Genomic DNA, 14,944 nt, shown 5'->3' on the forward strand with positions numbered 1-14,944 from the left:
AGCCTCTTTCCTTGCTGTAGGGGTGTCGGGAACGGTCGCAGTCGACTACTGTGGCCGGTATCACCGTACGCTACATCAAATATATGTGATCTGAAACGGGAGGCTTCCGATGACCACCACCGAGCCGAGCAAGACCGGCCCCACCTTCGCCAGCCTGGACCCGCGCGACGGCACGGTCCTCGCGGAATACCCGATCGCCGGCCCGGAGGAGGTCGCCCTCGCCGTGGAGCGAGCCCGCGCCGCCGCCGCGTGGTGGGCGACGCAGGGGCCGCGTGGTCGGCGAGAATGGTTGCTGGAGTACAAGCGTGCGATCTCCTCTCGCGCGGCCGAGCTGGCCGCGCTGATCTCCGCCGAGACCGGGAAGCCGGACGAGGACGCGACCCTCGAGGTGTTGCTCGCGGTCGGCCACCTGGAGTGGGCCGCCAAGAACGCCAACAAGGTCCTTCGTCGTCGCTCCGTCTCGACCGGTCTGCTCATGAGCAACCAGTCCGCGTACGTCGAGTACCAGCCGTTCGGGGTGGTGGGGGCGATCGGCCCGTGGAATTACCCGGTCTTCACCCCGATGGGCACGCTGTCCTACGCCATGGCCGCCGGTAACGCGGTCGTGTTCAAGCCCAGCGAGTTCACGCCGGGTGTCGGCGTGTGGCTCGCCGAGGTCTGGGATTCTCTCGGCGCCTCCCAGCCGCTCATCCAGACCATCACCGGTGACGGCTCGACCGGCGCCGCACTGTGCAGGGCGGGCGTCGACAAGCTGGCCTTCACCGGTTCCGCCGCGACGGGCCGCAAGGTCATGGCCGCGTGCGCCGAGACCCTCACCCCGGTCGTCATCGAGGGCGGCGGCAAGGACGCGGTACTCATCGACAAGGACGCGAATCTCGACGCCGCTGTGGATCAGACCGTCTTCGGCGCCATGGGCAACGCGGGCCAGACCTGCGCCGGCGTCGAGCGGATCTACGTGCACGAGGACGTCCACGAGGCGTTCGTACACAAGTTCGCCGCGAAGGTCCGCGCCCTGTCGCCCGGCACCTCGTTCAGCTCGAGCTACGGTCCCATGACCATGCCCTCGCAGGTCGACATCATCCGCCGCCACGTCAAGGACGCGATCGCCCGCGGCGGCAGGGCCGTGGTCGGTGGCGAGGAGTCGGTGGGCGACCGGATCGTCGAGCCGGTCGTGCTGGTCAACGTGCCGGAGGGCTCGACCGCCATCACCGAGGAGACCTTCGGCCCGACCGTGACCATCAACAAGGTGCGCGACCTGGAGGAGGGCGTCGAGAAGGCCAACGCCGTCAACTACGGCCTGGGCAGCGCGATCTTCACCAAGGACCGCAAGCGTGGACTCGCACTCGCGGAGAAGGTCGATGCCGGCATGGTCTCGATCAACTCGTTCCTCGCGTTCGCCGGCATCGCGGCCCTGCCGTTCGGTGGCTCGGGCGAGTCGGGCTTCGGCCGGATCCACGGCGCCGACGGGTTGCGGGAGTTCTCCCGCCCGCGCTCGATCACGGTCGAGAAGTTCGCCGCCCCGCTCAATCTCATGACGATGACCCGCAAGCCGCGGGACATCAAGATCGTCAAGTGGATGCTCGCCAACGTCCAGGGAAAGATGTGATCCAGGCATGACCGCGACCACGCCAGGTGTGACCAGGGATGTGTCGCCGACGACGACGCCGCCGTCGTCGTCGGCCGACACCCGGCCGCAGACGGTCCCCGGGGTCTTCGGCCCGATCCCGGTGGAAATGGTCCCCGACGCGGACAGGGCGCATCCGCTCACGGCCAGCGTGCCGTTCAAGCCGGGCCGCTGGTACTGGCGCGATCTCATCGCGTCGCTCGACCCGGTGACGGACGCGGCCGAGATCCACCGCATCACCGCCGCATACGAGTTCCCGTGGGACTACCAGCGGGCGCTCGAGCTGGCGCTGTACCGCACGTACTGCGTGCCGTCGGTCTCGGCGGTGCTGGCCGCGGCGGGCAACTTCCGGGAGGCACCGCAGCAGCGGTACGACGACACGGCGCTGCTCATGGCCGAACTCGTGGAGCACGGTGTCGATTCGACGCGCGGCAAGGAGTCGCTGCGGGTGATCAACCGGCAGCACGCGATGTACGACATCACGAACGACGACATGCTGTACGTCCTGTCGACGTTCATCTACGAGCCGCTCGAGTGGATCGACGCCAACGGCTGGCGCCGGCTGCACCCGAACGAGCGGCTGGCCGCGTTCCACTTCTATCGCGGGGTCGGGCAGCGGATGAACATCGCCGACATCCCGGAGGACATGGGCGAGTTCCGGCGCTGGCGGGACGCCTACGAGGCCCGGGTGTTCCGCTACGCGGACACCAACAACGAGATCGGCAACTACACGCTCGACCTCATGTGCGCGTGGTACCCGCAATCGGTGCGGCCCCTGGTCCGCAAGGCCGTGCAGTCGCTCATCGACGACGACATGGCGCGGGCGTTCGGCTTCCCGGCGCCGGCGCCGCGGCTACGTGGAGCCGCCTACGCGGCGATCCGCCTGCGGTCGCGCCTCATCCGCTGGTTCCCGGTCCGCCGTAAGGCGTACGGCACGGAGGGCACGGAGAACCGGACCTATCCCGGTTACCCGACCGGATACCGGCCTGCGGACCTCGGGGCGCACCCCATCACGCCCCGGGATCGGATGGCGGGCGGCGGGTGCCCGGTCCCCCACGGGATGGCGGCCGACGGATCCGAGGGAGGAAACGCGCGATGACCGTCAACGGACACGACGCTGTGAAGGTCGAGCGAGACGCTCTGGGCGTGGTCACCATCAGCATCAACCGGCCCGACCGGATGAACGCGCTCGACCATCCCACCGTGTGTGCGCTGACCGAACTCGTCGCCCGGCACGGTACCGACCCGGGCACCCGTGTCCTACTGCTGGCCGGCGAAGGCGCCGCCTTCACCACCGGCGCCGATCTGCAGGCCATCAAGGACGCCGGTGCCGACGCCCCCACGCCCGAGGTGACCATGGACAGTGCCTCCGCACTCGTGCGGGCGGTGCTGACCGCGCCGGTGCCGGTGATCGCGGCGGTCAACGGCCCCGCGGCCGGCGTCGGGGTCTCACTCGCGTTGGCCTCGGACCTGATGCTCATGGCAGACGACGCCTACCTGCTGTTGGCGTTCACCAACATCGGTCTCATGCCCGACGGCGGTGCGAGTGTGCTCCTGCCGGCGGCGGTCGGCCGGGCGGTCGCCTCCCGGATGCTCCTGCGCGGCGACGCCGTGTCGGCGGCGGAGGCAAAGGACGTCGGGCTGGCCGTCGAGGTGCTGCCCGCCGCGGACCTGCGCGCCGCGGCCGCCAAGATCGCCCGCCGCCTGGCCCGCGGTCCGCGCCGCGCCCTGGAGCTCACCAAGCGGTCCGTCACCGGCGCGACCCTGGCCGAACTCGACGCCGCACTGGCCCGCGAGCACGAGGGCCAGTGCGAGCTGCTGGTGTCCGCCGACTTCGCCGAGGGTGTCTCCTCGATCCTCGAGAAACGACGCCCCGACTTCTCCTGACCGCACGACCGTTCCGCCCTCCCGCCGCGCCGACGAAAGGCCGAGACCATGACCACCGCCACGGACCCCATCGCGGACCTCCATGCCGCTCGGCGCAACACCTGGAACGCGTGGGTGGGCACCCACGCTGAGATGAACCCCGACGGGGAGGCCCTGCGGTTCATGGGCCAGACCACCACGTGGAAGCAGCTGGACGAGCGCAGCGGTCGCTTCGCCGACGCGCTCGCGCGACGCGGGGTCGGCAAGGGCGACCGGGTCATGCTCATCACGCTCAACAACCCCGAGTTCATCGAGGCGGTTCTGGGCATCAACGAGCTCGGGGCCATCGCCGTGCCGGTGAACTTCCGGCTCACCCCGGGTGAGCTCGCCTACCTGGTCAGCGATTGCACGCCGAAGGTCGTCGTCACCGACGCCATGCTCGCCCCGCTGGTCGGCGCCATCCGCGCCCAGGGCGAGGAGCCGGGTGAGCACATCGTGATCGGAGGTGAGGCGGGCATTGACGGGCAGACCACCTACGCGGACGCGATCGCCGAGGAGGGCGCGCCCCACGAGCTGGTCGACGTCCCCGAGGACGCGACCTCGCTGATCATGTACACCTCCGGCACCACGGGCCGACCCAAGGGCGCGATGCTCTCCTACGAGAACATGACGGCCCAGGCGCTCACCTGTATCCGCGTGTTCCGCCTCTTCGACGAGGAGGGGCGGGCGCTGTGCGCCGCCCCGATGTTCCACATCGCGGCGCTCGGCTCGATCGCCCCGAGCCTTCAGCTCGGCGTGACCACCGTGATCCACCCGCTGCAGGCGTTCGACCCGGCCGCCCTCCTCGACACGCTCGAGGCGGAGCAGATCACCAGCATCTTCCTGGTGCCGGTGCAGTGGCAGGCCGTCTGCGCCGAGCAGCAGGCCCGCCCGAGGAGCCTGGTCCTGCGCAACATCTCCTGGGGTGCCGCGCCATCGACCGACACGATCCTGCGCGCGATGGCGGAGACGTTCCCGGACGCCCTCAACTGCGCCGTCTTCGGCCAGACCGAGATGAGCCCCATCACCTGCGCCCTCGACGGCGACGACGCGATCCGCAAGCTGGGCTCCGTCGGCAAGGTCATCCCCACGATCCAGGCCCGGGTGGTCGACGGCTTCGGTGAGCCTGTCGCCCCCGGCGAGGTCGGGGAAATCGTCTACCGCGGCCCCACCACCATGTCCGGTTACTGGAACAAGCCGGCCGAGACAGCCGAGGCCTTCGACGGCGGCTGGTTCCACTCCGGCGACCTGGTCCGCATGGATCCCGAGGGCTTTGTCTACGTGGTGGACCGCAAGAAGGACATGCTGATCTCCGGTGGCGAGAACATCTACTGCGCCGAGGTGGAGAACGTCATCGCCGGCCACGAGCGCATCCGTGAGGTCGCCGTGATCGGCCGCAAGGATGACGAGTGGGGCGAGGTCCCGGTCGCGGTGGTCGCGCTCAACGACTCGGAGGGCCCGGACCTGCGCCTGGAGGAGCTCACCGAGTGGCTGCGCGACAAGCTCGCCGGGTTCAAGCTGCCCAAGCACCTGGTGGTGATCGATGAGCTGCCGCGCAACGCCAGCGGCAAGGTCGTCAAGGGCACGCTCCGGTCCGATCACGGCACCGTCGGCGTCTGACCCGGCCTCAGGCCTGGGCGGCTGCCTCCGGCTCGCGGACTTCGTCCCAGACACCGGCCCTGTCGAGGTGCTCGACGAGGAGCTGGGCGCCGGCGGAGAACTCGTCGTCCACCACGGCGTGGGCCGCGTCGACGTCTCCGGCGCGCAGCGCCTCGAGCATCCGGCGGTTGTCCTGAAGCGCGTTGGCCCGCCACTCCGGGTCCTGGGCGTAGAGGCGGTACGGCATGTAGCGGGCGGCATTGCCGAGGAAGCGGGAGAGCTTGTCCGAGCAGGAGACCCGGTTGATCGAGCGGTGGATCGCGTACTGCGCGCGAACGACCCCGTCGGTGTCCCCCGCGGCGGATGCGGCCTCGAAGTCGTCGATGAGATGGGAGTGGTGCTCGAGGGTCTCGGCCTCGTAGCGGGGAATCGCCCGATCGATGATGCGCTTCGATAGCTCGGCCTGCAGCCAGAAAATGTCCTCGATATCCTGCCGGCTCATGGGCGAGACCAGGTAGCCGCGGCGCGGGACCAGATCCACCAGACCCTCGCCGCGTAGGGTGAGCAGCGCCTCGCGGACGGGGGTCACGCTCACGCCGAGGCTGGCGGCTGTTTCGTCGAGCCGGATGAAGTCGCCCGGCCGCACCTCGCCACTCATGATTCGGGTCCGGACGTGGTCGGCGACCTCCTCCGAGAGTTGGGGACGTTGTGCGAGTCGAGTGGGGGTCAAGTCCGCCACCTCTTTTCAGGAGAGAAGCACCGTCGAGGGCGCGCGAAGCCGATAGTTGAAATCAAATATATCCGAAACGGCCGCGAGAATCCCCGTCGGGGGTGATCGGCACGGGGCCCGGCTCGGGCGGGTCCGGCTCGGCTCGGTTCGGCTGGGCTCGACCCGGCTCGGCTCGGCTCGGCTGGGCCCGACCCGGCTCGGCTCGGCTCGGCTCGGCTGGAGCTGTGGCTTCGGCTCGGCTGCCAGGCGTGGCCGGCAGGAGACCAGCGCATCTCACGGCAGATGCGCTGGGTCTGTGACTTATGCGCCCAGAATGCACCATTCTCGCAGCGCAAGTGGGTCGAAAGTGAGCAAAGGGGCATCGCAAGTCAGCGAGGCAGCGTATCCGGGGCCGGTTGTGCTGGCAGACCGCCCGGCGTCCGGCCGCCGCTGACGCGTCCGGCCGTGTCCGGCCGCAGCCGGGAATGCCGCGGAATCGCACGAGCCCCTGCGCATCGGAGCCGCCTCGGGTGAGACTGGGCGCATGACCGATACCGAGACCCGCCCCGCCGTCCGCAGTGAGCGCCGCGGCAACGTCCTGCTCGTCACGATCGACCGCACCGAGGCCCGCAACGCCGTGAACGGCGAGGTGAGCACCCTGCTGGGCAATGCGCTGCACGAGGCCGACACCGATCCCGAGCTCCGCGTCGTGGTGCTGACCGGCGCCGGTGAGCAGTCGTTCTGTGCGGGCGCGGACCTCAAGGCGATTTCCCGTGGTGAGGACATCTTCCCCGCCGAGAACCGGCAGTGGGGGTTCGCCGGGATGATGCAGCACTACGTGTCCGTCCCGATCATCGCGGCCGTCAACGGCACGGCCCTGGGCGGGGGCTGCGAGATCGCGCTGGCCAGTGACCTGGTCGTGGCCGCCGATCACGCGAAGTTCGGGCTGCCCGAGGTCAAGCGTGGCCTCGTCGCGGCAGCCGGTGGCGCGTTCCGGCTGCCGGAGCAGCTGCCGCATCGCGTGGCGATGGAGATGATGCTCACCGGTGAGCCGATCACGGCCGCGCGGGCGCATGAGCTGCACCTGGTCAACCGCGTCGTCCCCGCCGACCAGCTGCTCGATGCCGCACTCGAGCTGGCCGAGGTGATCGCCGCCAACGCCCCGCTGGCCGTGCAGGCTAGCAAGCGGGTCGCGCTGGGGATCCAGGACGGTGCGCGGCCGAGCGAGGTCGAGAAATGGCGCATCAGCGACACCGAGATGATCAACGTCATGACCTCCGAGGACGCCGCCGAGGGTCCGCGCGCGTTCGCCGAGAAGCGGGCCCCGGTCTGGAAGGCCCGCTGACCCGCAGGCCACGCCGATGAGCTGACCCCGGCCGCCAGGCTCGCCGAATCGCGCCTACCCGCTCGCTGAACCGTCCTTGCCAGGCTCGCCGAACCGCGCCGACCGGCCCGTCGAACCGCGCCCGCCGGCACGCGAACCCCCGCCCGCCGGCCGTGCGGGTGCGGACCCGCGGATGCTGTCCTACCGTCGGCGCCATGACAGACGGATCGCGACGGATCATGGTCGAGGAAGAGCTGCATCTGGTCGACCTGCGGACGAAGTTGCCGGCACGGCGTGCGGCGGAGGTGATCGCCGAGGCCGGTGATGACCGGGTACGCGCTGCCCGCCACGGGGCGTTGGTGGCCAGTGACTGCGGCGGGCACGCCACGCTCGAGGATCTCGGGGCGGCGATCCGCGAGCGGCGGACGCAGCTGGCGGAGGTGGCGAACGGCCTGCGTACAGGCATCGTCGCCGCGGGTGCGCTCGGCTCACCGGGCGTGGAGCTGGCCCCGGACCCCGATGAGCCGGGGACCGCTCCCGGACACGAGTTCCGCACCCGCGCCTCGGCGCGCTTCGTGGTGACGGTCGAGGTCGCGGACGCCGACGAGGCGCAGTTCGTGGCCCGCCGGGTGGTCCCGCACGCGCCGGCGCTGTTGGCGCTGGCCGCGGGCTCCCCGTTCCGGGCGGACGGCAGCGACTCGGGGTACGCCTCGGTGCGGTCGTTCGAGGCCCGGTGGTCGCCCGCGCACGTGTCGGCATTCCGCACGGACACCGCGGACGGGGTGCTGGAGTCGGAGGACGCGCTGGTCGCCACGGGCGTGGTGGCCGACCGCGGCCTGATCGACGCGGATATCCGTCCGTCCGCCGACGGATCCGGGGTGGAGCTGCGGCTGTGCGACTCGTGCAGCACCGTGGACACGATCGTGCTGGTGGCGGCCCTGTTCCGGGCGTTGGTGGACCGGGTGCTCGCCGATCCCGAGAACGCCTGGGTCGACCCCACCCCGGCCGTGCTGGCGGCCGCGTTCTGGCGCGCGGCCCGGTCCGGGCTCGAGGGCGACCTCGTGGACCCGGGAACGGGTCAGCCGCTGCCCGCGGGGGACGTGTGCGTGGCGCTGGTGGAGTCGCTGTCCGGCCAGCTCGACGCGACCGGCGAGCGCGACCTCGTCGACGACCTGGTCGACGGCGTGCTGGGGGCGGGCTCGTCGGCCGCCCGGCAGCGCGCGGCGCATCGCCGCAGGGGTCGCCGCGCCGACGTGGTTGCGGTGCTGCTGGCAGAGACGGTGGGCAGGATCAGGCCGCGCGCCACGGCCGACGACGGCGGGATGCGCTCGATGCTCGACGCGTACTCCCCGCTGGGCGAGGCGGTGACGGAGGAGGTCCACGACGAGGCGATCACCGAGGACGGCGCCCCGCGGCCGCAGTACGTGGACGTGCTCAAGGCCGTCTCGGACCTGGGCGCGGCGACGGTCCGCGAGCGCAAGAAGCAGGTCGACGAGGAGCTCCGGGAGCGCGGCGTGACGCTCAAGGTGTACGGCGAGCCGGAGCCGCAGGTGTTCCCGCTGGACCCGGTGCCGCGGATCGTGCCGGCCGATCAGTGGGGGCGGATCTCGGCGGGGATCGAGCAGCGCGGCCGGGCGCTGGAGATGTTCCTGCGGGACATCTACGGCGACGGTGAGATCGTCAGCGCCGGGATCGTGCCGCAGGACGCGCTGGACCGCGCCCCGGGTTACCGGAAGACGGGCCGGGCCGTGCCGGCGGGGACGATGCGTGCGGCGGTGAGCGGTGTGGACCTGGTGTCGACGGGCTCGGGCGAGTGGGTGGTCCTGGAGGACAACCTGCGGATGCCGGGCGGGTTGGCCATGGCCGTGACGCTGCGTGAGCGCATCCTCGAGGCGTACCCCGAGTTCGGGGCGCGCGGGGAGATCCACGACCCGGCCGAGGGGCTGGAGATGCTGCGGGAGACTCTCCAGGCCGCGGCGCCCGAGGGCGTGGGGAACCCGTCGATCGCCGTGGTGGTGGCACCCGACGAGCTCACGGCGCACGACCTGATCCACGCGGCCGAGGCCGTGGGCGGTGCGGTGGTGACCCCGCGGGATCTGGTCGGTGACGACGGGCGACTGTGGAGGGTCGACGACGACAACGACGACGAGCGCATCGGCGTCGACGTCCTCTACGTCCGGATGGACGAAGAGGCGCTTCTCTCCTCCTCGGGCGCGGACGGGACGGTCCTGCGGCGCGGGCTGCTCGGCGCGATCTCGGACGGCACCGTCGCGATGGTCAACACCCCCGGCAACGGGGCGGCGGACGACAAGGCGATCTACGCGCTGGTGCCGTCGATCATCGACTTCTACCTGGGCGAGAAGCCGCTGATCGGCCAGGTCGACACGTTCCTGTGCGCGGACCCGCCGCAGTTGGAGCAGGTGCTGGACCGGCTGGACGAGCTGGTGGTCAAGCCGATCGACGGCTACGGCGGCTCCGACATCACGGTGGGCCCGGAGTGCTCGCCGCGGGAGCTGGACGAGCGACGGGCCGAGTTGCGGCGCCACGGCGAGCGGTTCGTGGCGCAGGAGGTGCAGGCGCTGTCGACTCTGCCGACGTTCGACGGACGCGACCTGCAGCGGCGGCACGTGGACATGCGTGCGTTCGTCATGCTGCGCAACGGGCCGACCGGTGAGATCCACGCGTCGGCTCCTCCGGTGGCCATGACACGAGTGGCCCCGGCGGGCACGATGGTGGTCAACGCCTCGAGTGGAGGCGGTGGAAAGGACACCTGGATTCACCGTGCCTGACCCCGACACCATCGACATGACCGACACATTCCATACGATCGACACCGTCGACACGACCGAGAACCCGGACGTCACCGAGATCACCGAGGAGACGGGCTCCCGCGAGCAGGCGGGCCCGCCGGACGACGCGGCCGGGGGGCCGGGCGAGCTCCGCCACACCAGCTCCCCGTGCCTGTCCCCGGACGGATCGCTGCTGGCCTGTGTGGTCACCGAACGCACCGGCTATCCGCGGGCGGTGCAGCGACCGCTGGGCCCGGACGGACTCAAAGGTGCGGGGCCCGAACGGGACGTGGTGCTGCCCGTGGAGGGCCCGGTTCGCAGGGTCGCCTACTCGCCGGACGGCCGGTGGCTGGCGTGCGAGGTGGCCCCTGACGGTGGTGAGCGTGAGCGCATCTGGCTCGTCACCACTGATCCGGACGACCAGAGTGCGTACGCCTTGAACGCCCCGGGCGACGCCACCGAGCAGATCGTCTGCTGGGACGGGGGTCAGCTGGCGGTGACGGCCTTCGACGCCGAGGGCCAGGCCGAGGGCCGGCTCGTGGACCCGGAGACCGGGGAGATCACCGTCATCGATCGCCGGATGGGCGGGGCGCTCAAGCACTCACGGGACGGTGCGGCGCTGTTCCGGGTGGGTGCCCGCGGGCATCGCGAGTTGCTGCGGATCATGCCGGACGGCCGGTGGTGGCCCCTGCTGCCCACGGACACCGGATCCACCACCGACGCCGGGGAGGTCCTCGACGCCGGCGGCGACGACCGGCCTATGCGCATGGTCGTACGCAGCGACCACTCGTCCGATCGCGTGGGGTTGCTGGAGGTGCGGGCCGATGAGTCCGGGACCACCTCGTGGCCGATCGCCTATCGCGCGGATGCCGACCTCGACCGCGTGGAGGTGAGCTACGACCGGCGCACGGCCGCACTGCTGTGGAACGTCCACGGGGGACTGTCCGAGATCGAGATCCTCGACCTGTCGCGGCGCCGGCCCAGGGTGATCGCCCGGCCGCAGCTGCCGGAGGTCGTGGCCTCGGCGCCCACGCTCACGGCGGACGGCCGACTGCTCGCCGTGACCGTGGAGAGTCTCGACCAGCCACCGCACGTGGTGATCTACGACGTGCGTCGTCGTCGCTGGATCGGCGAGTCGCCCGCGCAGCCCGACCCCGGCCCGGAGCTGCTGCGGTTCACCGCACGCGACGGGCTCGAGCTGAGCGGGTGGCTGTACCGGGCCGACCCGGAGGGCGGGCCCGCGCCGACGGTGGTGCACCTGCACGGCGGCCCGGAGGGCCAGTCCCGTCCGGGATATGACGACATCGCCCGGCGGATGCTCGACGAGGGCGTCAACTATTTCACGCCGAACGTCCGGGGCTCCACCGGCGGCGGCCGGACGTTCGGCCACGCCGACGACCGGTACGGCCGCTTCGCGGGGATCGACGACGTCGAGGACGCGTTGCTGCACCTCGTCGACGAGGAGATCGCCGATCCGGACCGGGTGGTGGTCTCGGGCCGGTCCTACGGTGGCTACCTCGTCAACGCGACCCTGGTCAGGCACGCCGGCCGTTGGTGCGGGGGGATCGCCGCCTGCGGGATGAGCGACCTACAGACCTTCTACCGCGACACCGAGCCGTGGATCGCGGCGGCCGCCCATCCCAAGTACGGGAACCCGCTCCAGGAACGGGAATTGCTGCGCGAGGCCTCCCCGCTGCGCAGGTACTACCGGATCACCGTGCCGATGTTGTTCATCCACGGTGCGCACGACACGAACGTGCCGGTCAGCGAGACCGATCAGGCGGTCGAGGAGCTGCGCTCGCGCGGCGTACCGGTGGACGTGTTGTTGTTCGAGGACGAAGGTCATGAGTTCGTGAAATTGGCCAACCGTCAGTTGCTCGGTGACCGGGTGGTCCAGTTCTGCCAGGAGGTGTTCGATGTTCGGGCGCAAGTCGACGGAGAAGAACGACCCGCACGCTGAGGGCGGTTTCGAGGACCGGCTCGCCCAGTGGCGGCGTCACATCCACACCCATCCCGAGCTGTCCTACGAGGAGGAGCGCACGACCGACTTCATCGCGGGCGAGCTCGAGAAGATGGGACTGAAGCCCCGCCGGTTTGACCTCGGCACCGGGTTGTGGTGCGACGTCCCGGCCGCGAAGGACGCCACCGCGAAGGACGTGGTGGCGCTGCGCGCGGATATCGACGCGCTCCCCATGGACGAGGAGAGCGGCCTGGATTTCGCCTCACGTACGGAGGGGGTCGCGCACACCTGCGGCCACGACGCCCACACCGCGATGCTGCTCGGCGCGGCCGAACTGTTGGTCTCCGACCCGCCGCCCCGGCCCGTGCGGCTGATCTTCCAGCCGGCAGAGGAGACCATGCCCGGCGGCGCGAAGGAATGTGTGGAGGAAGGTGTGGTCAAGGGCGTGGACCGCATCCTCGCCCTGCACTGCGATCCGCACCGGCAGGTGGGCGAGGTGGGCGTGACGGCCGGGCCGATCACCTCCTCCAACGCCAAGGTTCGGATCCGACTCGAGTCCGACGGTGGTCACACGGCGCGGCCGCACGAGACCCAGGACACCGTCTTCTCGACCGCCGAGCTCGCCACCGGGCTCACCGCGGTCCTCGACCGTCGTCTCGACCCGCGCTCGGGCACCGTGCTCACCTGGGGCGCCCTGCACGCCGGCGGTGATGCCCCGAACGTGATCCCCGACCATGCAGAGCTGTTGGGCACGCTGCGCAGCGCGGACCGGGACGTGTGGGCGACGGTCGAGGACCTCGTGCGGGAGGCCGTCGAGGACCTCGCCGCGCCCTACGGCATCCGCGCCGAGCTCGAGTACACGCAGGGTGTTCCGCCGGTGGTCAACGACGCCGACTGCGCGGACCTGGCCACCGAGGCGGTGCGCCGGGTGCTCGGGGAGGACGGTGTGGGCACCGCCGACCAGTCCAGCGGTGGCGAGGACTTCGCCTGGTACACCGAGGAGATCCCCGGCGTGTATCTGCGGTACGGCGTGTGGGACGGGAAGTCGGCGGAGACCGACCTGCACCACCCGGGCTTCATGCTCGACGAGTCGGCGCTCGCGCCGGGCGCCCGGCTGTTCGACGCCTTCGCCCGCCTGGACCGCGGCGCGGGCGAGGACTGAGCCTTCGTCCGCGGCACGGGAGGGCGCCCGCCGTGACCATCGTCGTGTTCGGGGTGAGCGGCTGCGGCAAGACGACGTTCGCGCGGCGGCTCGCGGAGGAGGTCGGTGGACTCTTCCTCGACGGGGATGATTTCCACAGCGCCGCATCGATCGCCAAGATGCGGGGCGGGGCCGGGCTCGACGCGACCGACCGGGGGCCGTGGCTGCGCGAGCTCAACGCCGTGATCCGGGAACGCGCCGACACCACGGTGATCGCCTGCTCCGCCCTCGCGAGAAGCTACCGGGACGTCCTCCGTACCGACGCCGCGGTGGCGTTCATCCACCTGGTGGTGACCGAGGAGCTCGTCCGGGAACGGCTCGCGGGGCGGCGCGACCACTTCTTCCCGCCCTCGCTGGTCCGGTCGCAGTTCGAGGCACTCGAGCCATTGGAGCCGGACGAGGCGGGGATCTCCCTCGACGGTGCCGCGCCCCTCGCAGAACTCCTGTCGCAGGCCCGGTTCTACCTCGACACCCACACCGGGCACTGGATGGCGGACGCGGCGAGCGATCTCGGGTCCGATCCCTAGCCCGAGCCCTGGCTCACCGCACCGTGACGGTCGCGTCCGCGGCCGGCACGAGTTCGCCGATCACCGGGGCGCCGGGGACCTCCCCGGCCACCAGCAGGCCACCGGAGGTCTGGGCGTCCGCGAGCAGGAGCAACTCGTCCTCGCCGACGTCCGAGGCGAGATGCGGGCGCACCCAGTCGAGGTTGCGCCGCGTCCCGCCGCTGACGAACCCGTCGGCCAGCGCCTGCCGCGCTCCGTCCAGATACGGCACCGCCGCCGAGTCGATCACGGCCGAGACGCCGCTGGCGCGGGCCATCTTGAACAGATGGCCGAGCAGCCCGAAGCCGGTCACGTCGGTGGCGCAGACGATCCCGGCGGCCAGGGCGTCGCGGGCGGCGACGTCGTTGAGGCGGGTCATGGTCGCGATCGCCTCCTCGCTCACCGCGCCGGTGTTCTTGTGCCGGCTGTTGAGGACTCCGATCCCCAGCGGTTTGGTCAGCGACAGCGGCACACCGGCGCGGCCGGCGTCGTTGCGCAGTAGCCGGTCGGGGTCGGCGATCCCCGTGACGGCCATGCCGTACTTGGGCTCGGGGTCGTCCACGCTGTGACCGCCGGCCACATGGCAGCCCGCGCTCCCGGCGACGTCCTGGGCCCCGCGTAGCACCTCGCCGGCCATCTCGTACGGCAGCACGTCCATCGGCCAACACAGCAGGTTGATCGCCACGATCGGCGTGCCGCCCATCGCGTACACATCGGACAGGGCGTTGGCCGCGGCGATCCGCCCCCAGTCGTAGGGGTCGTCGACGACGGGCGTGAAGAAGTCGGCGGTGCTGATCACGGCCTGACCGCCGGCGATCCGCACGGCGGCCGCGTCGTCGCCGTCGTCCAGACCCACGATGAGCTCGGCCGCCGGGTCGCGGACGGGCGCGCCGACGAGTCCGGCGACAACCGACTCGAGCGCGCCGGGCGGGATCTTGCACGCGCAGCCGCCGCCGTGGGCGTAGGAGGTGAGACGGGCGGGGGCGGGGGCGGAGGTCATGGGCCAGACCCTAGTGACAGCGACGGGGGTGCGCCGCCGGATTCATCGCCAGCGCGTGGCGCGGTTGACTCACGTGACGGCCATGGTGCTTACTCGTTCGTGAGGGAGGCGTCCGGGTACCTGGTGGTCCCCGCGGTCTTCAAAACCGACGTGGCCGAGTATCTCGGTCAGGCGGGTTCGATTCCCGTCCGCCTCCGCCAACAGTCCTCGCCCGTCCCCGACCCGGCCACCTCGAGTGGGCGGCCCCGGCCGGCGGGGCCGGGGAAGAGGAGCGGGCCATCACCGAGC

The 14,944-nt window shown here is 71.2% G+C and carries 11 protein-coding genes and 1 tRNA gene; 10 read left to right on the forward strand and 2 right to left on the reverse strand.

What is annotated here, in order from left to right; genetic code table 11:
- Positions 1–109 precede the first annotated feature (109 nt).
- From ACWIE7_RS07870 to fadD5, 4 genes are read left to right on the forward strand one after another with little or no spacing between them, the layout of a single operon-like run.
- Entirely contained in the window at positions 110–1,606 is a 1,497-nt protein-coding gene (locus tag ACWIE7_RS07870; protein WP_454068963.1) for an aldehyde dehydrogenase family protein, read from the forward strand.
- 7 nt (positions 1,607–1,613) lie between these two features.
- The gene (locus ACWIE7_RS07875) at positions 1,614–2,723 is read left to right on the forward strand and encodes an oxygenase MpaB family protein (RefSeq protein WP_454068964.1); all 1,110 of its coding nucleotides are present in this window, start codon (positions 1,614–1,616) and stop codon (positions 2,721–2,723) included.
- Positions 2,720–3,511 carry an enoyl-CoA hydratase-related protein gene (locus ACWIE7_RS07880; RefSeq protein ID WP_454068965.1) on the forward strand — a complete coding sequence of 264 codons (792 nt, stop codon included), beginning with the start codon at positions 2,720–2,722 and terminating at the stop codon, positions 3,509–3,511. Before ACWIE7_RS07875 ends, ACWIE7_RS07880 begins: the two co-directional genes overlap by 4 nt.
- A gap of 48 nt (positions 3,512–3,559) precedes the next feature.
- On the forward strand, positions 3,560–5,149 hold the full coding sequence (gene fadD5, locus ACWIE7_RS07885) for a fatty-acid--CoA ligase FadD5 (RefSeq protein ID WP_454068966.1): 1,590 nt from the start codon (positions 3,560–3,562) through the stop codon (positions 5,147–5,149).
- A gap of 7 nt (positions 5,150–5,156) precedes the next feature.
- Here the strand turns inward: fadD5 and ACWIE7_RS07890 are convergent, their stop codons facing one another.
- On the reverse strand, positions 5,157–5,867 hold the full coding sequence (locus ACWIE7_RS07890; RefSeq protein ID WP_454068967.1) for a GntR family transcriptional regulator: 711 nt from the start codon (positions 5,865–5,867) through the stop codon (positions 5,157–5,159).
- Between the two features lie 514 nt (positions 5,868–6,381).
- Between ACWIE7_RS07890 and ACWIE7_RS07895 the strand changes: the two genes are divergently transcribed.
- The 5 genes from ACWIE7_RS07895 to ACWIE7_RS07915 all read left to right on the forward strand — a co-directional run bounded on the left by ACWIE7_RS07895 (position 6,382) and on the right by ACWIE7_RS07915 (position 13,638).
- Entirely contained in the window at positions 6,382–7,182 is an 801-nt protein-coding gene (locus ACWIE7_RS07895) for a crotonase/enoyl-CoA hydratase family protein (RefSeq protein ID WP_454068968.1), read from the forward strand.
- Positions 7,183–7,376: 194 nt separating this feature from the next.
- On the forward strand, positions 7,377–9,950 hold the full coding sequence (locus tag ACWIE7_RS07900; RefSeq protein WP_454068969.1) for a glutamate-cysteine ligase family protein: 2,574 nt from the start codon (positions 7,377–7,379) through the stop codon (positions 9,948–9,950).
- Positions 9,951–9,966: 16 nt separating this feature from the next.
- A complete protein-coding gene (locus ACWIE7_RS07905; protein WP_454069001.1) occupies positions 9,967–11,910 on the forward strand; it encodes an alpha/beta hydrolase family protein in 1,944 nt (647 codons plus the stop codon).
- Positions 11,867–13,072, forward strand: coding sequence for a M20 family metallopeptidase (locus ACWIE7_RS07910; protein ID WP_454057962.1), 1,206 nt, complete (start codon positions 11,867–11,869; stop codon positions 13,070–13,072). The genes ACWIE7_RS07905 and ACWIE7_RS07910 overlap by 44 nt, the downstream gene beginning before the upstream one ends.
- Positions 13,073–13,104: 32 nt before the next feature.
- Entirely contained in the window at positions 13,105–13,638 is a 534-nt protein-coding gene (locus ACWIE7_RS07915; RefSeq protein ID WP_454068970.1) for a gluconokinase, read from the forward strand.
- A gap of 13 nt (positions 13,639–13,651) precedes the next feature.
- Here ACWIE7_RS07915 and selD read toward each other — a convergent pair whose 3' ends face one another.
- Entirely contained in the window at positions 13,652–14,656 is a 1,005-nt protein-coding gene (gene selD, locus ACWIE7_RS07920; protein WP_452098210.1) for a selenide, water dikinase SelD, read from the reverse strand.
- Positions 14,657–14,760: 104 nt separating this feature from the next.
- Here selD and ACWIE7_RS07925 point away from each other — a divergent pair.
- Positions 14,761–14,856: transfer RNA gene (locus ACWIE7_RS07925), tRNA-Sec, on the forward strand.
- Positions 14,857–14,944: the final 88 nt, after the last annotated feature.

The organism is Dietzia sp. NPDC055343 (assembly GCF_053645265.1).